The organism is Arthrobacter sp. zg-Y1171 (assembly GCF_025244845.1).
Taxonomy (GTDB): Bacteria; Actinomycetota; Actinomycetes; order Actinomycetales; family Micrococcaceae; genus Arthrobacter_B.
This window is the reverse complement of sequence record NZ_CP104264.1, coordinates 857,357-874,867: the sequence shown is the minus strand read 5'-3', so window position 1 is coordinate 874,867 and position 17,511 is coordinate 857,357. Positions and strand designations below refer to the sequence as shown.

Annotated in this window: 16 protein-coding genes and 1 tRNA gene; 5 read left to right on the top strand and 12 right to left on the bottom strand. The window is 66.1% G+C overall.

Annotation, left to right across the window (positions count from 1 at the left end; genetic code table 11):
* The 5 genes from ilvA to N2L00_RS04155 form a co-directional block, all read right to left on the bottom strand.
* On the bottom strand, nucleotides 1-1,242 hold the full coding sequence (gene ilvA / locus N2L00_RS04175; RefSeq protein WP_255863467.1) for a threonine ammonia-lyase: 1,242 nt from the start codon (nucleotides 1,240-1,242) through the stop codon (nucleotides 1-3).
* Entirely contained in the window at nucleotides 1,239-2,471 is a 1,233-nt protein-coding gene (locus N2L00_RS04170; RefSeq protein WP_255863468.1) for an AI-2E family transporter, read from the bottom strand. Before N2L00_RS04170 ends, ilvA begins: the two co-directional genes overlap by 4 nt.
* A gap of 48 nt (nucleotides 2,472-2,519) precedes the next feature.
* Entirely contained in the window at nucleotides 2,520-3,506 is a 987-nt protein-coding gene (locus N2L00_RS04165; protein WP_255863469.1) for an aldose 1-epimerase family protein, read from the bottom strand.
* A gap of 30 nt (nucleotides 3,507-3,536) precedes the next feature.
* Nucleotides 3,537-4,247, bottom strand: a complete 711-nt coding sequence (locus N2L00_RS04160) for an ANTAR domain-containing protein (protein WP_255766962.1) — start codon at nucleotides 4,245-4,247, stop codon at nucleotides 3,537-3,539.
* A 148-nt stretch (nucleotides 4,248-4,395) separates the two neighbouring features.
* Complete coding sequence (locus N2L00_RS04155) at nucleotides 4,396-5,238, bottom strand: Bax inhibitor-1/YccA family protein (RefSeq protein WP_255863470.1); 843 nt, start codon at nucleotides 5,236-5,238, stop codon at nucleotides 4,396-4,398.
* A gap of 345 nt (nucleotides 5,239-5,583) precedes the next feature.
* Between N2L00_RS04155 and N2L00_RS04150 the strand changes: the two genes are divergently transcribed.
* From N2L00_RS04150 to N2L00_RS04135, 4 genes are read left to right on the top strand one after another with little or no spacing between them, the layout of a single operon-like run.
* Nucleotides 5,584-6,879, top strand: a complete 1,296-nt coding sequence (locus N2L00_RS04150) for a branched-chain amino acid ABC transporter permease (RefSeq protein WP_255863573.1) — start codon at nucleotides 5,584-5,586, stop codon at nucleotides 6,877-6,879.
* A gap of 14 nt (nucleotides 6,880-6,893) precedes the next feature.
* Entirely contained in the window at nucleotides 6,894-7,874 is a 981-nt protein-coding gene (locus tag N2L00_RS04145; protein ID WP_255766960.1) for a branched-chain amino acid ABC transporter permease, read from the top strand.
* Entirely contained in the window at nucleotides 7,871-8,878 is a 1,008-nt protein-coding gene (locus tag N2L00_RS04140) for an ABC transporter ATP-binding protein (protein ID WP_255863471.1), read from the top strand. Before N2L00_RS04145 ends, N2L00_RS04140 begins: the two co-directional genes overlap by 4 nt.
* On the top strand, nucleotides 8,875-9,621 hold the full coding sequence (locus N2L00_RS04135) for an ABC transporter ATP-binding protein (protein WP_255766958.1): 747 nt from the start codon (nucleotides 8,875-8,877) through the stop codon (nucleotides 9,619-9,621). The genes N2L00_RS04140 and N2L00_RS04135 overlap by 4 nt, the downstream gene beginning before the upstream one ends.
* Before the next feature lie 107 nt (nucleotides 9,622-9,728).
* Here the strand turns inward: N2L00_RS04135 and N2L00_RS04130 are convergent, their stop codons facing one another.
* Nucleotides 9,729-11,120, bottom strand: coding sequence for an ABC transporter substrate-binding protein (locus N2L00_RS04130; protein WP_255863472.1), 1,392 nt, complete (start codon nucleotides 11,118-11,120; stop codon nucleotides 9,729-9,731).
* Nucleotides 11,121-11,331: 211 nt separating this feature from the next.
* On the opposite strand from N2L00_RS04130, the gene N2L00_RS04125 reads away from it, so the two are divergent.
* Complete coding sequence (locus N2L00_RS04125; RefSeq protein WP_255863473.1) at nucleotides 11,332-11,889, top strand: hypothetical protein; 558 nt, start codon at nucleotides 11,332-11,334, stop codon at nucleotides 11,887-11,889.
* A gap of 10 nt (nucleotides 11,890-11,899) precedes the next feature.
* On the opposite strand, the gene N2L00_RS04120 is transcribed toward N2L00_RS04125, so the two are convergent.
* From N2L00_RS04120 to N2L00_RS04095, 6 genes are all read right to left on the bottom strand, one after another.
* A tRNA-Leu gene (locus N2L00_RS04120) sits at nucleotides 11,900-11,973 on the bottom strand.
* Between the two features lie 108 nt (nucleotides 11,974-12,081).
* Nucleotides 12,082-13,467: an NAD(P)/FAD-dependent oxidoreductase gene (locus N2L00_RS04115; protein ID WP_227924237.1), complete on the bottom strand. Its 1,386-nt coding sequence runs from the start codon at nucleotides 13,465-13,467 to the stop codon at nucleotides 12,082-12,084.
* A gap of 69 nt (nucleotides 13,468-13,536) precedes the next feature.
* Complete coding sequence (locus tag N2L00_RS04110) at nucleotides 13,537-14,868, bottom strand: S8 family serine peptidase (protein ID WP_260554473.1); 1,332 nt, start codon at nucleotides 14,866-14,868, stop codon at nucleotides 13,537-13,539.
* 80 nt (nucleotides 14,869-14,948) lie between these two features.
* The gene (locus N2L00_RS04105) at nucleotides 14,949-15,926 is read right to left on the bottom strand and encodes a Ppx/GppA phosphatase family protein (protein WP_255863474.1); all 978 of its coding nucleotides are present in this window, start codon (nucleotides 15,924-15,926) and stop codon (nucleotides 14,949-14,951) included.
* Nucleotides 15,923-16,588, bottom strand: a complete 666-nt coding sequence (locus N2L00_RS04100; RefSeq protein ID WP_255863475.1) for a DUF501 domain-containing protein — start codon at nucleotides 16,586-16,588, stop codon at nucleotides 15,923-15,925. Before N2L00_RS04100 ends, N2L00_RS04105 begins: the two co-directional genes overlap by 4 nt.
* 64 nt (nucleotides 16,589-16,652) lie before the next feature.
* The gene (locus tag N2L00_RS04095) at nucleotides 16,653-17,498 is read right to left on the bottom strand and encodes a septum formation initiator family protein (protein WP_255863476.1); all 846 of its coding nucleotides are present in this window, start codon (nucleotides 17,496-17,498) and stop codon (nucleotides 16,653-16,655) included.
* Between the last annotated feature and the right edge of the window lie 13 nt (nucleotides 17,499-17,511).

Below are 17,511 nucleotides of genomic sequence, written 5' to 3'. Positions count from 1 at the left end.
TTAACCGGCCAGTACGACGGGTTGGAAACCAACAGTACGCAGGTTCTTCAGCACCAGTTCGCAGTGCTCGTGCCCCTTTGTTTCCATGTTGATGGTGATCGCTACGTCTCCCATGCTGATTGATCCTCCTACCCTTGTGTGGTCCACTCCAGTGACGTTGGCGTCCGCTTCCGCGATGATCCGCGAGATGGTCGCCAGCGACCCCGGACGGTCGTCAAGGAGGATGCGGACCACCAGGTAACGGCCCGCAGCCGCCAGTCCCCGCTGGATGACCTTCAGCATCAGCATCGGGTCGATGTTGCCGCCGGACAGGATTACCGCCGTATTTCCGGGATTATCTATCTTCCCTTCCATCAACGCAGCCACTCCCACGGCCCCGGCCGGTTCCACGACCATCTTGGCACGCTCGAGGAGGAAAATCAGTGCACGGGCAAGGGCATCCTCGCTCACGGTCACCACATCGTCCACCAGCTCGCGGATGATTGAAAAGGGCAGTTGTCCGGGCCGGCCGACGGCAATGCCGTCCGCGATGGTGCTGACCCTGGTGAGGGGTACCAGCGCGTCAGCGGCCAGCGAGGGCGGATAGGAGGCTGCGTTTTCCGCCTGCACCCCGATGATCCGGATCTCACGGCCAAGTTCCCGTGCCCGCGACTTGATCGCGACAGCGACGCCGGCGAGCAGGCCGCCGCCTCCCACCCCCATCAGCACGGTGTCCAGGTCCGGTATCTGGTCCAGGAGCTCAAGGCCGATGGTCCCCTGTCCGGCCACCACATCCACGTTGTCGAACGGGTGGACAAAGACGGCGCCCGTTTGGTCGGCGTACCGCTGGGCCTCGGCCAGGGCCTCGTCGACGGTATGGCCGTGAAGGATGACTTCCGCGCCGTGTCCCCGGGTGGCAGCCAGCTTGGGCAGCGCCACTCCCTGCGGCATATAGATCCGGGCGGAAATGCCCAGGCGCGCCGCAGCTACGGCCACGCCCTGCGCATGGTTGCCGGCAGAGGCAGCCACCACTCCCCGGGCTTTCTCCGCAGGGGACAGCTTGGCCATGCGGACGTAGGCGCCGCGTACTTTGAATGACCCTGCCCGCTGGAGGTTTTCGCATTTGAGGTACACCGGTGAACCGGTTTCGCGGGCCAGCGCCCGTGATGACTCGACGGGGGTGTGGGCAATAACTCCGTCGAGGAGCTTTGCCGCTGCCCGGATGTCATCCAGGGTGACGGGCAACTGCGACAGATCGGTCATGGGCGGCGCTCTTCCTGTGTAGCCGACGTGTCCTCCGTGCCGGAACCGTTTTCCTCCGGCACAGGGTTATCGCCGTCGTCGTCCTCTTCCCCCTCCGGTTCCATGGCCGGGTCGTCCTCCCAGCCGCGGGCCGCTATGTAACGGACCATCGTGTTGAGGATGGCCAGCAGCGGCACTGAAAACAGGGCCCCGGGGACCCCCGCGGCGAGGGTGCCGCCCGTGACTGCCAGGATCACGGCCAGGGGGTGGAGGGAGACGGCCCTGCCCATGACCAGCGGCTGGAGGATGTGGGATTCCAGTTGCTGTACCAGCAGGACGATGCCCAGCATGATCAGCGCGTTGACTCCGCCGTTGGCCACCAACGCCAGCAGGACGGCCACGAAGCCGGTGACAAACGCACCTACCAACGGAACGAACGAGCCCAGGAACACCAAAACCGCGAGGGGCAGGGCGAGCGGAACACCGATGAGGGCTGCGCCGCCGCCTATGCCGATGGCATCGATGAGTGCCACCACCACCTGCACCCGCACGTAGTTGACCATGGATTCCCAGCCGTGGATGCCGGCTCCGTAGGCGGCGGGCCGTGCCCGGCGCGGCAGCAGTCCGGAAGTGAACTCCCAGATCCGGCGGCCGTCCAGCAGGAAGAAAACCAAGGCGAAGAGGGTCAGCAGGATGCCGGCGGCGAAGTGGCCGGCGCTGCTGCCCACGCTCAGGGCACCGGAGAGGATGTTGGCCGAATTGTCCTGCAGCGTGGTGGTGGCTTCGTTGAACAACGAGTCCATGTCACCTGCAGTGATGTTCAGCGGGCCGTCGGACAGCCAGCCCTGGATCTGGCGGACCCCTGCAAGGGTTTCACCCCAGAGATCCCGGAACCCGAGGGCAAGCTGCCGTCCCACCAACGTCAGGGCAGCGATAACGACGCCGAGGAAGGCCACGATGGTCACGGCAACCGACAGGCCGCCGGGAAGCCGGTTGCGCCGCAGCCAACTCGAAACCGGCGACAACAGCCCGGCCAGCAGGGCGGCGATCATCAGCGGAATGATCAGCAGCGAGAAATGGCTGAGGATCCAGACAAGCCCGGCGCCGACAATCAGGACAATGCCGAGGCGCCAGGCCCAGGCGGCACTGACCCGCAGGGCGAAAGGGACCTCGTCGTTGTTCCGGTTGGAATTCGCCGCCGCAGCCTGCAGCGCGCGGGGCGCCGATGTGCGGCGTGCATGGGGTTTCATGGGGCCATCTTTCCATACCGGGCTTGGGCCCGGACCCCCTTTACGTGCCTATCCTCCGCTGTTACCTCGAGCACTGCTGTCCCCTGCCGCCGGGGCCAGCTCGGCGCGGATGCCCCAGCGGGCGGAGAAGACCTGCCCCGGGGGCAGCCACGCCAGCCCCTCCCCCGAATTCAGCGCGTTGGCCGGAGCAGTCATCGGTTCTAGGGCCACCGCGCGGCGCTGCCCGGGGAATGTGTCGGTGACGAAAACGTGGACATAACCGCATTCGGCTCCGGTCCAGAGACTCACGCTTCGTCCGTCCGGCGCGGTGAGCGTATGCCGGTGCGTGCCGGGGGCTGCCTCATCGAACGAAAGGTCCGTGTAGGCGTTGTCCAGTGCCAGATCCCCTACCCGGGCCCCGCCGCGGAGGTCCGCTGCTCCGGCTGGTTCCCGCCGCCCATTGGGAATGAGCCGCTCATCAACGGTCAGCACGGTGGAGGCGGACACTGTGAGCACCAGGTCTTCGGTCGGTACATCGCCGAGCCGCAGGAAGGGATGGGCGCCGAGGGCAACGGGAGCGGCCGCTGCGCCCGCATTCGTCAGGCTTTGCTGCACCCGCAGGCCGCCGTCGTCGTCCAGGCTGTAGCGCGCCCGGTGCACGAGGTGGAAGGGATACCCGTGCTGCGGGAAGATCTCCGCGCTGAGTTCCACGGCGCCCGGCACCTGTTCCCGGACCGTGTAACCGGTATTGCGCAGCAGTCCGTGGCTGGCGTGCCCGCGGGAGGGCTCGGTGATGTCCAGCTGCTGCGTCTTCCCCGCCAGGGTCCAGCGTCCGTCCGCCGTCCGGTTGGGCCAGGGCGCCAGCAGCACCCCGTTGGCGGACGGGGGTATGGCGTTGTCCGGATACGTCTGCACCAGGTCAACCCCGTCTACCGTGTACCGGCGCAGCGCGCCGGCCAGGGAGGCGATGACGGCGCGGGCCTTGCCGCGGCTGATTTCGTATTGTGCACCGGTGGCCGGGCCGGCCTCTCCCGGTTCGCTGCCGGTTGCGTTCATGCCATCCGATCTTACCCGTGCGCCCGGCGGTCACTCATCAAAATGTGTGTTGACCCGGTCGCTGACGGCAGCCACCACGCCTGCTGCGACATTGCGGATTTTGATGTTGCGGCTGTTCGAGACACTGCGGAGGATGTCGATGGCAGCCTGCTGGCTGCAGCCGTTCTGCCCCATGATGATGCCCGCTGCCAGGTCCACCACCGTCCGCGATTCCAGGGCGGCCTGGAGATTCGCCGCCCGGTTCGCCTGCGCATCGATCTGCAGGGCCAGCCGGAGGACCTTGGCTGTTTCGGCGGCAACGGCACGCACACCGGCAACCTCGCCCGGGCCGAACGCGTGCGTCCGCGGCGAAAAGCAGCTGAGGACCCCGCGGTCCCCCTCCAGCGGCAGGGCGACGGCGGCAACCGACCGGATTCCGTTAGCGGCGGCCTCGGCCAGCCCCGGCCATCGCTGCTCCGCGGCCAGGTCCGTCACCACGACGTCGGGCCCGCCGCCCAGCACGGTTCCGCCCGGGCTGCCGGGACCATGCTCCGCCCGGACTGCCGGTAACCCCGGGGTCCGGACGCTGAGCAGCGGCCGCCGGCTGCGTTCCACGGCGATCGAACAGCCGTCCGGTGCAGACAGGCCCAGCCGTCGGGCAGCGATCCCGGCGGCAACGGACAGGAATACCTCGGTATCCGACCCGGCTAACAGGGCGGCAACGAGCTCCTCGACCACCGGCTGCCGCTCAGATTCGGCCATCGAAGCCCCCTTTCCCGGTCCCCCAGCGGCCATGCTACGTCCGTATGCGGAGGGTGCCCAGAGTCCAGCGCCTTAAACGGCGGAAGGACCGCAGGCATTGCCTGCGGTCCTTCCGGGAGTGCTACCGATGTGTCGTTGCCGGGAACGTCTAGTCGTTGCCTCGGAGAATCGACAGGAGACGGATGATCTCCACGTACAGCCACACCAGCGTCACGGTCAGGCCGAACGCAGCGGTCCAGGAGTAACGCTCGGGGGTGCCGGCCTTGACGCCCTGCTCAATGGACGTGAAGTCCATGATGAGCGAGAACGCTGCCAGGCCGATGGCCAGGACGCCGATGAAGACGCCCAGGGGAATCCCGAAGATCTCCACGCTGCCCCGCAGGCCCCACGGGTCCTGCACGCCGCCGAAGATCATCAGGCCGACGTTGAGCAGCGAGAAGACCGCGTAGCCGATGATGGCGATCATAAAGAAACGGACGGCCTTGGGAGTCGCGCGCACCTTGCCGCTGCGGAACAGCACGAGGGTGACCGCGAAGACTGCCAGCGTGCCGAGCACTGCCTGAAGGCCGACGCCCGGGTACATGTTGTCCAGGACAGCGGTCAGACCGCCGAGGAACATACCTTCAAGGAAGGCGTAGGCCAGGATCAGTGCGGGAACCGGCTCACGCTTGAAGGAGTTCACCAGGCCCAGGACGAAACCGCCCAGGGCGCCCAGGATCATCAGTCCGCTGCCCATTCCCGGCAGCAGGAAGGTCGGAACGGCGGCACCCACCAGGACCATCGCCAGGCAGAACACCGTCTTCATGATCACGTCGTCATAGGTCATGCGGCCCATGTCGGACGGCTTCGCCGAAGGGGCCGTGTAAAGATCCTGCAGCTGCTGCGGGGTCATGTAGCTGTTGTCTGTTGCCAGGGAGCCCGTTGCGGTACCGCCGCGGGTCTGGGAACGGAAGTTTTTTCCGTTGAATACCGGATTTCCGCCAAGTGCCATTGAATCTGTCCTCCATCTGGGGGCTGTTTCAGCCCAGCCTACCAAGTACAACGAGCACGGGGGGCGGCGGATTCCCGCGAAACCGCTGCCTGGCGGTAACGGTTTGGTACCGCGGGTCCCCTCGGGGGAAGGCTTCGCTTGCGTTGCCGCAACGGAGTCGTTACTCGATTGCGACATGCACGCCGGGAGAAAGGTCATTGCCTGAAACATTCTGTGGGTAGCATGTTCTCCAATCGGTGACCTGTGTCACATCTGCCCGCCTGCGCGCCGTTCCCTCGGTTCCGCAGCCCTGCGTGGAGGTTTCAAAACTTGGTAAGAACATCGGCGCTGACCCGTTATCTGGGGATGCTGGCGGCCGTGGCGGCAATGTTTGCTGCCCTGCTGCTCGCGGCTCCAGCCGCGTCTGCAACAACTGCAACGTCTGATGCCTCGCCATCAGCCACCAGTCCTGCCTCCGGGGCGGACTACCGCGACCGGATCAGCGGCGTCATCAAGAATGCGGGCACTCCGCTCGAGGGGGTGAAAATCACCGCGAACGGCAACGGATACGAGGGCGAAGCCGTCACCGGGGCAAACGGCTCCTGGTCCATCGGCGTCCCGCAGCAGGGCGCGTATGAAGTGGAGCTGGACGAATCAACGCTTCCGGAGGGCGTCGCCCTGGCGGAAGGCCAGCAGAACCCGCGCACCGTGACCTTCGCCAACACCACCAACATCACCACGCTGTTCCTGCTGGGTGAAGGCATTGTGCTGCAGGAGGAAAGCTTCGGATCCCTGCTTCTCGAGCGTGCCGTGGCGGGCCTGAGCTTCGGGCTCCTGCTGGCGCTGAGCGCCGTCGGCCTCTCGCTGATCTTCGGCACCACCGGCCTGACCAACTTCGCCCATGGCGAGATGGTGACCCTGGGCGCCGTCCTGGCCTTCGCCTTCGCCTCTCTGGGCATGCCGCTCTGGGCCGCTCTTCCACTGGCGGTAGTGGGCGGTGCGGCCTTTGGCTACGTGCAGGACGCCGGGATCTGGAAACCGCTGCGCCGCCGCGGCACCGGTTTGGTGCCCATGATGATCGTCAGCATCGGCCTGGCCGTGGCGGTCCGCTACACCGTGCTGTTCTTCTTTGGCGGCGGCACCCAGCAGCTGCCGGGCTCCCAGAGCCCGATATTGGAACTCGGCCCCGTCTCCATCCCCCGGAATACCCTGGTGTCCCTGATCGTCAGCCTGGCCGTCATCCTGGTGGTCGCGCTCCTGCTGCTGCGCACCCGGATCGGCAAGGCCACCCGGGCAGTGGCGGACAACCCCGCCCTGGCCGCGGCGTCGGGCATTGACGTGGACCGGGTCATCCGGCTCGTCTGGGTCATCGGCGGAGCCCTTGCCGCCATGGGCGGCATCCTCTGGGCGTACTACCGTCCGGGCGTTTCCTTCAACATGGGCCAGCAGATCCTGCTGCTGATCTTCGCCGGAGTGACCCTCGGCGGCCTCGGCACGGTATTCGGGGCGCTGGTCGGTTCCGTCCTTGTGGGTCTCTTCGTCGAGATTTCCACCCTCTGGCTGGAGGCGGACCTGAAATACGTCGGCGCCCTGGTCATCATGATTCTTGTCCTGCTGGTCCGGCCGCAGGGACTCCTCGGCCGCCGCGAGCGCATAGGTTAGGGGCTTAGTTACAGATGGATTTCGCCAATATTCTTCTCGGTGCCTTCACCGAAATCATCAGCCCCACCACGGCCGCGTATGCACTGGCCGCCCTCGGGCTGGCCGTGCACTTCGGCTACACCGGCCTGCTGAACTTCGGCCAGGCCGGCTTCATGGCCGTCGGTGCGTACGGTTTCGCCATCCCTATCCTGTCCTTTAATGCCCCCCTGCCGCTGGCGCTGCTGATCGCGCTGCTGGCATCCGCGGTGTTTGCCGTCATCCTGGGCATACCCACGCTTCGCCTCCGTGCGGACTACCTTGCCATCGTTACCATTGCCGCCGCCGAGATCATCCGGTACGTCGTCACCACCAACTCCATGACACCGGTGACCGGATCCGCCAACGGCCTCGCCGCGTTTACCGGCAGCTTCTACGCCCTCAACCCGATTCCGGCCGGCTCCTACAGTCTCGGCCCCGTCTCCATGAATGAGCGGGACCTCTGGATCCGCCTGGTGGCCTGGCTCCTGGTGGCCCTCGCCTGCCTCCTGGTGTGGATGCTGATCCGCAGTCCCTGGGGCCGCGTACTCAAGGGCATCAGGGAGGACGAGAATGCCGTCCGTGCCCTGGGCAAGAACGTGTACGCCTACAAAATGCAGGCGCTGGTCATCGGCGGCCTCCTGGGCTCGCTGGCCGGAATCATCTTCACCCTCCCCCGGGACGCCGTGCAGCCGGCAAACTACGGGACCGAGCTGACGTTCTACCTCTACACGGCCCTGCTCCTGGGCGGAATGTCCACCGTGCTGGGCCCGGTCCTGGGGTCGATGATCTTCTGGGCCATCCTCTCCGTCACGCAAGGTGTGCTTTACGGCGCCATTGAATCCGGGTACATCACGTTCATCACCACTACCCAGGCAGGCCAGATCCGCTACATCCTTGTAGGCGTAGCCCTGATGCTGCTGATGATCTTCCGGCCCCAGGGCATCCTGGGCAACAAGAAGGAGCTGTCGTTCGCATGAGCCACCAAGCAGACGAGCCTCGGGCGGCCGCAGACAACGAATACATGGACGACACCCGTCCCATCGCGCAAGGTGAGATCGGCCCGGGCTGCGCCAAGCGGGATCCGATCCTGGTCGCGGAAAACGTCACCCGGACCTACGGCGGAATCAACGCCGTGGATGTGGAGCATGTGGAGATTCCGCGGCATAAAATCACCGCACTGATCGGTCCCAACGGTGCCGGGAAAACGACTCTGTTCAACCTGCTGACCGGCTTCGACACGCCCCAGTCAGGCACGTGGCAGTTCGAGGGCAAAGACCTGGCCGGGGTCTCCGCCTACAAGGTGGCACGCCTTGGCATGGTCCGCACCTTCCAGCTGACCAAGGTCATGGGCAAACTGACCGTCTTGGAGAACATGCGCCTGGGTGCCACCGCACAGCCGGGGGAATCCCTCAGGCGGGCGCTCCTGCCTCCGCTGTGGCGCCAGCGGGAAAAGGAGATTACCGAACAGGCCGACGTCCTGCTGGCCAAGTTCAAGCTGGACACCAAGCGGGGCGACTATGCAGCGTCCCTCTCCGGCGGCCAGCGCAAGCTGCTGGAGATGGCCCGCGCCCTGATGGTCCGCCCCAAACTGGTCATGCTGGATGAGCCCATGGCGGGCGTGAACCCGGCGCTGACCCAGTCCCTGCTGGATCACATCAAGAACCTAAAGGCCGAGGGCATGACCGTCCTGTTCGTTGAGCACGACATGCACATGGTCCGCCATATTGCCGACTGGGTGGTGGTCATGGCCGAAGGCAAGGTGGTGGCCGAGGGGCCGCCTTCCGAGGTCATGAAGGACCAAGCCGTGATCGACGCATACCTGGGCGCCCATCATGACGTGGACCTCGCCGATTCGGAGGGTTTCGAAAAACTGGAGGCGGAGCTGGAGCACGACGCCGAGTCATCGGTGGGAACCGAACCCGCCATCCAACCTGCCGGGGCATCGGCCCGGCACCACGACGAACGGAAGGACCAGGCATGAGCGCGGAGGCATTTGACGGCGACTCGGTTGTCAAGGTGACCGACCTCGTGGCGGGGTACATCCCCGGGGTGAATATCCTCAACGGCTGCAGCATCGAAGCCCGCCGGGGAGAGCTGATCGGGATCATCGGACCCAACGGCGCCGGCAAGTCCACCCTGCTCAAGGCGATGTTCGGCCTGGTCAAGGTGCATTCCGGGACCGTGGTGGTCCGCGGCCAGGACCTCACCGGGCTCAAGGCCAACAAGCTCGTCAGCCGGGGTGTGGGGTTCGTCCCGCAGAACAACAACGTCTTCCCCTCCCTGACCATCGAGGAGAACCTGCAGATGGGTGTCTACCAGGCGCCCAGGACCTTTCGGGAACGCTTCGATTTCGTGGCCGGAGTGTTCCCCGAACTGGCCAAGCGCCGGGCCCAGCGGGCGGGTTCCCTGTCCGGCGGTGAACGCCAGATGGTCGCCATGGGCCGTGCCCTGATGATGGATCCCGCAGTGCTGCTGCTGGACGAACCCTCCGCCGGGCTCTCCCCCGTCAAACAGGACGAGGCGTTCCTGCGGGTGCATGAGATCAACCGGGCAGGGGTCTCCGTGATCATGGTGGAACAGAACGCCCGCCGCTGCCTGCAGATCTGTGACCGGGCGTACGTGCTGGACCAGGGCCGGGACGCCTACACCGGTACCGGGCGCGAACTCATGAAGGATCCGAAGGTCATCCAGCTCTATCTGGGCACCCTGGCAGACACGGCCTAGCCCCGGGCCGGGCAACGCTCGGCGAGGCGCCGCCAAGGACAGTCAGAAGCAAGGAAGAAGCCCCCGCCGGAACCGGCGGGGGCTTCTTCCTTGCTGTTCTGCTTCAGTTACAGTTTGCCCGCTTCGGAGCGGCTCGGCTGCGGCACGTTGTCAGCGTCGTACTGGTAGATACCGATGAAGGCTTCCGTCGGGTCTCCGTTCTCATCGAACGTGATCGGTCCGGAGTAGCCGTCATAATCGATGTCTCCGCCGCCGCGCAGGATGGTCACGCAGCCGGCAAAGTCGTAGCATTTCTCGCCCTCGCCGGACACGCTCTCCAGCTGGGCGGCTATGGCCTTGCCATCGGTGCTGCCCGCGGCCTCGGCGGCCAGCGCCAAGAGGGTGACGGCGTCATAGCTTTCACCCGCGTAGGACCAGTCCTTCAGGGCCGGATCGACTGCAAGCAGGGACTCCTTGAAGTTTTCCGATGCGAAGGTTCCGGGAATGGTTCCCTGCGCCCCTTCAAGGGTTCCGGCGTCCAGGTCCTTGCTGTAGTCCGACGTATTGCCGTCCACAAAGAACAACTGGCTGGAGTCGACACCCTTGGCCGTCAGCAGCGGCACGATGCTCTTGGCCTGGTCGAAGCTGATCACCACGATGGCGTCGGGCTTTGCTGCCACAACGGAGTCCACCTGGCTGCTGAACTGGGAGTCGCCCTCATTGAACATCTCCTCGGCCACCACCTGGCCGCCGGCGGATTCAACCGAGGTCTTCACATTGCTCTGCAGCCCCGTGCCGTAAGCGTCGTTAAGCACGATCATGCCCACGGTCTGGGCGCCGCAGGACATGATGTAATTGCCCAGGATGCGTCCCTGCAGGAGATCCGAGGGAGCGGTCCGCCAGTACAGTCCGTTGTCATCCCACGTGGTGAAGTCCGGTGAGGTGTTGGCCGGGGAGAACTGGATAACGCCGGCGCCGGTGATGTTGCCGATCACCGTTTTGGAGACGCCCGAGGACGCTGCACCGACAATGGCGCTGACGCCCTGGCTGAGCAGGTCGTTTACCGACTGGGTGGCGATATCCGTGGTGGTGTCGCCGGAATCGCGGTGGACAATTTCGATGTCCTTGCCGAGGACGCCGCCGGCCGCATTGATTTCCTCGACTGCCAGGTTGGTGCCGGCGATTTCCGGCGGGCCGAGGTAGGCCAGCGAACCGGTGGTGGGCAGCAGCGTGCCGATCTTAAGCGGTACGTCCGTGGTGCCGGTGGAGGCGGGCACTGCTGCGGGATCGCCCTTGGCGCCCGGGTCCTCCCCCGTTCCCCCCTGGCTTTCCGGGCAGGACAGGACTGAGGCAGCGGCGGTTTCGGTCTCTGCGGATGTTTCTTCAGCGGACGATTCCCCGCTGCTGCTGCTGCAGCCGCTGGCGAACAGTGCAAGCCCCAGTCCAAGGGCGGCGATCTTGGCGGTGCGGGCGTATCCCGTGCCCTGGCCAAGACCGCTGGCAGTGCGTAGTGCAGTCATAAAAGTTTCTCCCCGATCGAAAGGCGGGTGCCTTTGACGCAATTACCAGGTGTTCCTGATTAGAAGAAAAGCTAATGGAACATTGTGACGAATATAAGAGGCTCCGGTTACAGCCTTGTAACGCTCGTCACATTCCAACATTGGCGCCCTTGCCGGGAAGTGCCTGTTCGACCTATACGATGGCCGTAGAACCGTTATCTTGGGGGAAACAATGCACGTTCCACGCCTGTCCACTGCCGCTTCCGCATTTCCGATCGCTGCCCTGCTCCTGATGGGGCCAGCTGCTCCGGCACAGGCCCTGGAGTGCGCGCCGGGCTACCTTTCCGCCGTCGTCGACGGGGTCGAGACGTGCGTCGTCAGCACCTACAGCCCCGCGGTGCCGGCACCGTCCTACAACCCGGGCGAAAGCAACTACGATCCGTCCACCGGCAACTACTCCGAGGCGGTTCCCGCCGTTCCGGTTCCGGCGGCACCAGCCCAGCCCGCGGAGCCCACACCGGAAGCCACACCGTCCACTCTGCCGCCCTCCCCGGCTACCACCGGCAGTACGGGTGGAACAACCGGAGGCGGAGCCCGAGGGAACTCTTCCGCCGGCACGCCGTCGCCGAGTCCCAGCCGGACCGCCAGCCCCTCGCCGTCCGCCACGGACGAGGTTGGGGAGGAACGGACCGCCTCGGATCTGGCGCTCCCGGCGATCGCGGCCGTCGTCATCCTCGGACTGCTCGCCGGCGGACTGCTGCTGCGCCACCGCAACCGCTCGCGCGGCTAGTCGGTCGGGGTACCCCAGGTCGGACTCGAACCGACAACACGCGGATTTTAAGTCCGTTGCCTCTGCCAATTGGGCTACTGGGGCTCTGCGATTGCCTTCCAAGCCTACTGGACACGCGCGGACCGCAGGAAACACAACAACGGCGGCCCTCCTGCTGGAGGGCCGCCGTCGTCTAAGAACGAATGCGGAAGACTAGGCCTTCACGGCCGGCTTTTTAGCCGGCGTTGCTGCTTCCTCGAAGCCGCGGCGCGGGTCTTCCAGGTTGCGCAGCGACGTCAGGTCGCGGCCGTAGCTCACGTTCAGCAGCCAGCCCGAGATGACGCGGAACTTGCGCTCGAACATCGGCATGGCCAAGCCGTGGTAACCGCGGTGTGCCAGCCAGGCCGGGAAGCCCTTCAGGCCGAAGCCCATGATGTTGGCGACACCCTTGTACTGGCCGAGGCCGGCCACAGCGCCGAGGCTCTTGTGGTTGTACTCTTCCACGGTGCCGACGCCGTAGCGGGCAGCCATGATGTTCTTGGCCAGCAGCTTTGCCTGGCGGACGGCGTGCTGTGCGTTCGGGACGCAGAAGCCGCCTACACCGCCGCCGGAGAGATCCGGAACGGCGGAGACGTCGCCGGCAGCCCAGGCACCGTCGATGGGGCCGTCGTCGCCGGTGATGCGCAGTTCGGCGTTGGCGCGGACACGGCCGCGCTCGTCGATCGGGAAGTCGGTGGCGCGGACCATCGGGTTCGCCTGCACACCGGCAGTCCAGATCAGCGTGTCAGCACCGAACTCGCCCGCCGGGGACTTGTCCGCCATGTTGATCAGCTTGAGGACGCCGCCTTCTGCGGACGCCAGCGAGGTGTTCAGCAGGACCTCGATGCCGCGCTCACGCATGCTCGAGACAACCCACTCGGCCTGGTCAGGCTTGACCTCGGGCATGACCCGGCCCATGGCCTCGATCAGGACGAAGCGGAGGTCTTCGCGGCGAAGCCGGTCATTGATGCGGACCGCGTCGCGGGCCATGTCTTCGAGCTCGGTCAGGGTTTCGATGCCGGCAAAGCCGCCGCCGACGACGACGAAGGTCAGGGCGCGTTCGCGCTCCGGGCCCGCGGGCATGAGCGATGCGGTTTCAATGCGCTCAAGCACGTGGTTGCGGGTGGCCATGGCTTCTTCGATGCTCTTCATGCCGATGCCGGCCTCGGCGAGGCCCGGGATCGGGAAGGTGCGGGTGATCGAACCGGCGGCCAGGACAACGTCCTGGTAGGGCAGGTCGAACGGCTCGCTGCCGTCGCCCGGCTCAATGGTCGCGGTGCGGGCGGCGTGGTTGATGGAAGTCACCTTGCCGTTGATCAGCTCGGTGTTCTTCAGGTGCATGCGGTGGGACACAACGGCGTCGCGGGCTTCAATGGTGCCTGCGGCAACCTCGGGAAGGAAAGGCTGGTAGGTCATGTACGGCAGCGGATCCACTACCGTAACAATCCCTCCCTGTTCCTTTACCTTCTTCTGGAGGTCTTTGGCTACGTACAGACCGACGTAACCACCGCCGACCACCAGAACGCGGGGACGATCAGAAAACTGCTTGTTCGATGCCATGCCCTAATCCTACCTGAGTTTGTGAAAGTCTTCACGAACCAATTGACAAACCGGGAACCGGGCCTTTCGCTATCGGATCCCGGCCTCGTCCAGGGAGTCCGCTTCGGTGTTCCGGGTCCCGCCGGCTGCCTTGCCCCGGCGTCGAACATGGGTCACATGCACTGTGCCGGCCACCAGGAGGGCCACCAGGAGCCCGCCGAATCCGAGTACGACGACGGCGGGAAGGTTGCCGTCCGCGGCAACCGGCTCCTGCGCCACCGGGACCGCCGGCTCCGGCAGGTCCGGGACCGTGGGGGCGGGAATGTCCGCGGCGCCGGGCGCCTCCTCCGCCACCCGCCGGTGCACGCGGATCCACTCGGCAATGGTTCCCAGCGGGTTGCTGGTGACCGAGGGAACGTCGGCGTTCACTGCGGCGTTGGCGTCCAGGATTCCGTAACCGTAGATAGTGTCCGTACCGGGGTCCCCGGCGTCCCGCGCGGTGCTGACAATCCGGTTGATCACATCCGCCGCGCTCATTTCCGGGTGGGCAGCACGGATCAGTGCAGCGACGCCGGAAACCAGCGGCGCCGCCCCGGAGGTGCCTTCCCATGTCGCATACCGGGATGTGTTCCCGGGCATCCCCCCGATCAGGTCTTCGGCAGGAGCGGCAACACCAATGCTGATGCCTTCGGAGGACGAGTCCAGGCTGGCCTCGCCCTGCCGGTTCAGGCCGGCCACGGTAAGTACGCCCGGAATGGTGGCGGGTGCTCCCACCTGGGTCATGCCCCCACCGCGGTTGCCGGCGGCTGCGACCACCACCACGTCGTTCTGTTCGGCGTAGAGGAACGCGTCATCCCAGCTCTCGGGCCAAGCTGTCGAGGTACTGCCAAGGGACATGTTGATGACCTTGGCGCCGTTGTCCACGGCCCAGCGGACGGCGGCGGGGATCTGCGTGTCAATCGGAACTCCGCCGGGATTTGTTCCGCCGATCCAGGTGGAAACGGCGAGGATCTCTGCCTCCGGGGCAACGCCGATAATGCCGTCGGGGCGGTCGGCGGGCTTGTCCTTGTCCTTGTCCTCGCCCTCCTTCTTCTCCCCTTCGCTGGCTTCCTTGTCCTCCTGGGGTTTCTCGTGCCCCCGGCCCGCCAGCAGGGTCGCCACCAGCGTTCCGTGCTCGGGTGTGCTGCCCAGGCCCTTGGCGCCCTGCGGGTCGCCTGCTCCTGATACATCGAACCCTCCGGCGACGGCGCCGGCAAGGTCGGGGTGAGTGGCATCGACGCCGGTATCGATCACGGCCACCTTCACGCCTGCGCCCTTGGTGGTCTTCCAGGCCTCGGTCACACCGTAGTCGGTAAGCCAGTACTGTTTGTCCCGCCATTCATCGGCCTGCGCCGGAGCAGGTGCCAGAAGCGGCAGCGCCACTGCTGTGCAGAGCGCTGCGGCAGCGGCCCTCAGGCGTGCTGCGCCTCCCCGGCGGCGGCCTGGGGCGGTTCCCGTTGCCCTCACGCGCTCAGCGCAATGCCGTCAAGGATGTCGTGTTCGCTGGCGAACGCCGTGGCCACGCGGCCGTCGGTCAGTTCGTCGATGCGGTCCACGATGGTGCGCCAGATCAGCGCTCCGGCCCCGATAACGTCCACGCGGCCCGGATGCATGTACGGCAATGCTGCCCGCCCGGCACGGTCCTGCCGCAGCAGGGAGTCGGCCGTCTCGTCAATCCGTTCCCGGCTCAGCTCGGCCCCGTGAATGGCCTCGGGAGAGTACTCCGCCAGGCCCAGGGCTGCAGCGGTGACGGTGGTGATCGTCCCGGCCACCCCCACCAGCCGATCGGCTTCGGCCAGCGGCACGGTGACCAGCGCGGAAGCAATCATGTCCAGGATCTCGGTGCGTGCGGACGCGATTTCCGCTTCGGTGGGTGGATCCGACAGGAGGTACCGTTCGGTAAAGCGCACGCAGCCCATATTGGTGCTTTTCGCCGCCAGGACGCCGGTGCCGTCACCGAGGACGAACTCGGTACTGCCGCCGCCCAGGTCCACCACGAGTGTCTTGGCGCCGTTGCCGTCGGCGAAGACGCTTGCCGCACCGGCGAAGGAAAGCGCCGCCTCCTCGTCTCCGCTGATCACTTCGGGTTCCACGCCAAGGCGTTCGCGGATTCCGTCTACGAATTCCTGCCGGTTTTCGGCGTCACGGCTGGCGGAGGTGGCAACGAACCGGACGCGGGACGCGCCGTGCTCGCGGATCAGGGCGGCATACTCATCAGCCGCGGCAAAGGTGCGTTCCAGCGCTTCCGGGGCCAGCCGTCCGGTGGCATCCACTCCCTGTCCCAGCCGGTTCACCCGCATCAGGCGTACGACGTCGGTGAGCCGGGCTGCGCCGCGCTCGTCCCGGCTGATGTCCGCGATGAGGAGCCGGATGGAGTTGGTGCCGCAGTCGATGGCTGCAACCCGCACGCTTTCCGCGCGGTGATCTTCCTGGCCTGTCACAGTTCCCCCTCGTTCATTGCGGCATCCGTTGCCTGCCGGCGTGCGGCCTTCTTGCTCTCGAGCTCTTCCGGGCTGAGGCCCTGCGTCTTCGTGTGGCGGCTGAGGTCACGCGCGGGAGCGGGAGCTGCAGTGTCCCAAGCACCTTCGCAGTAGCAGCGGTCGGTTGTCCACCACTGTTCAATAGCGGCCAGCGCTTCGTCGCCCAGCGGATTAACCCCGGGACCGGCCGCCAGGGAATGGCCCACCAGCACGTGCAGGCACTTCACGCGGTTGGGCATCCCGCCGGCGGAGACACCGTCGATTTCCGGTACCGGACCGGTTCCGGTGCGCTCCCCGATCTCGTCACGGACCCGGAGGTAGTGTTCATGGGCGCTGCGGTACCGCCGCGCCAGCTCCGGGTCTTCCTCCAGCCTGCGGCTCATATCGGTCATCAGGCCGGCGGCTTCCAGCCGGGATACGGCAGCTGTGATGACCGGGTGCGTCAGGTAATACGTGGTGGGGAAAGGTATGCCGTTGCTCAGCCGGGGGGCCGTGGTGGCTACCAGAGGGTTGCCGCAGACGCAGCGTGCGCCGATTTCGACGACGTCGCGCACCGGGCGGCCAAGCTGCCGGCTCAGGGTTTCCAGGTCTTCCTGGGTGGGGGCGAGCTGGTCCTGGGTCATGCAGGAGGTTCCTTCCGTGGGGGCCGGCGAGGGCCCCGGGCTGCTTCTTCTATCAGCCTCCAGATTACTGTGCCGTGGCGGATTTCTTGACCGAGTCCCACAGCGAATCGACCCACTGCAGGTCTTCGGGCTCTTCTTCGGCAGCAAGCTCCTCTGCCTGCTCCACACCGTTTTCACCCTTGACCAGGTACCGTTTCTCCCCCGGCATCACCAGGAAAATGCGGTCCCGCGCTTGCTGCTTGATGTAGGCAGGGTCTTCCCAGCGGCCCAGCTGGACTTCCAATTCGGCCTGTGTTGCTTGGGCCTCGGCAATCTCCGTCTTCATCACGGCGATCTCCGAGCGCTGCTGGAGGTACGTCCGAACCGACGGTGCCAGCAGGACGGTGATGGCCACCATCACCATGGCCAGGACCAGCAACCGTCCGGAGAATGCCTTTGCAGGTACGGGACGCAGCTCATCGGGAGCTTCCACCTCCGGCACAGCTGCGGGGGCTTTGGATTCGGGTGCCGGATCGGACTTGCGGCGGATCGCGCCGGAAAGCTGGGAGCGCACTGCTGCGCGGGCGTCCGATGCCGACAGCTTCCCGAAGCGCTGGTTCCCCGGCTGGGCGCCGGCCTTCGAAGCTTCGGTTTTCCGGGCCGCCGGCTGCTTTGCCTCGGCTTTGGGGGCCGGTGATTTCTTAGCTGCAGCCTTGGGCGCTGCAGCCTTCGGGGCCGCAGCCTTGGGCGCTGCAGCCCTGGGGGCCGCCGTCTTCGCTGCAGCCCTGGGCGCCGCAGCCCTGGGCGCCGCCGTCTTCGAGGCGGCCGGCTTCGCCGTCACCGGTTTCGACGCGTTGCCTCCGCTGGCTTTTACCCTGTCCGGGTTCGCTGGGGCCGCGGGCCGGGGCACCTTGGGGCGTCGGGTTGGCATGCGCTTCCTGTCT

Coding starts and splice junctions, on each gene's coding strand:
- ilvA (WP_255863467.1), bottom strand. CDS start 1,242: ATGACCGATCTGTCGCAGTTGCCCGTCACCCTGGATGACATCCGGGCA.
- N2L00_RS04170 (WP_255863468.1), bottom strand. CDS start 2,471: ATGAAACCCCATGCACGCCGCACATCGGCGCCCCGCGCGCTGCAGGCT.
- N2L00_RS04165 (WP_255863469.1), bottom strand. CDS start 3,506: ATGAACGCAACCGGCAGCGAACCGGGAGAGGCCGGCCCGGCCACCGGT.
- N2L00_RS04160 (WP_255766962.1), bottom strand. CDS start 4,247: ATGGCCGAATCTGAGCGGCAGCCGGTGGTCGAGGAGCTCGTTGCCGCC.
- N2L00_RS04155 (WP_255863470.1), bottom strand. CDS start 5,238: ATGGCACTTGGCGGAAATCCGGTATTCAACGGAAAAAACTTCCGTTCC.
- N2L00_RS04150 (WP_255863573.1), top strand. CDS start 5,584: ATGCTGGCGGCCGTGGCGGCAATGTTTGCTGCCCTGCTGCTCGCGGCT.
- N2L00_RS04145 (WP_255766960.1), top strand. CDS start 6,894: ATGGATTTCGCCAATATTCTTCTCGGTGCCTTCACCGAAATCATCAGC.
- N2L00_RS04140 (WP_255863471.1), top strand. CDS start 7,871: ATGAGCCACCAAGCAGACGAGCCTCGGGCGGCCGCAGACAACGAATAC.
- N2L00_RS04135 (WP_255766958.1), top strand. CDS start 8,875: ATGAGCGCGGAGGCATTTGACGGCGACTCGGTTGTCAAGGTGACCGAC.
- N2L00_RS04130 (WP_255863472.1), bottom strand. CDS start 11,120: ATGACTGCACTACGCACTGCCAGCGGTCTTGGCCAGGGCACGGGATAC.
- N2L00_RS04125 (WP_255863473.1), top strand. CDS start 11,332: ATGCACGTTCCACGCCTGTCCACTGCCGCTTCCGCATTTCCGATCGCT.
- N2L00_RS04115 (WP_227924237.1), bottom strand. CDS start 13,467: ATGGCATCGAACAAGCAGTTTTCTGATCGTCCCCGCGTTCTGGTGGTC.
- N2L00_RS04100 (WP_255863475.1), bottom strand. CDS start 16,588: ATGACCCAGGACCAGCTCGCCCCCACCCAGGAAGACCTGGAAACCCTG.
- N2L00_RS04095 (WP_255863476.1), bottom strand. CDS start 17,498: ATGCCAACCCGACGCCCCAAGGTGCCCCGGCCCGCGGCCCCAGCGAAC.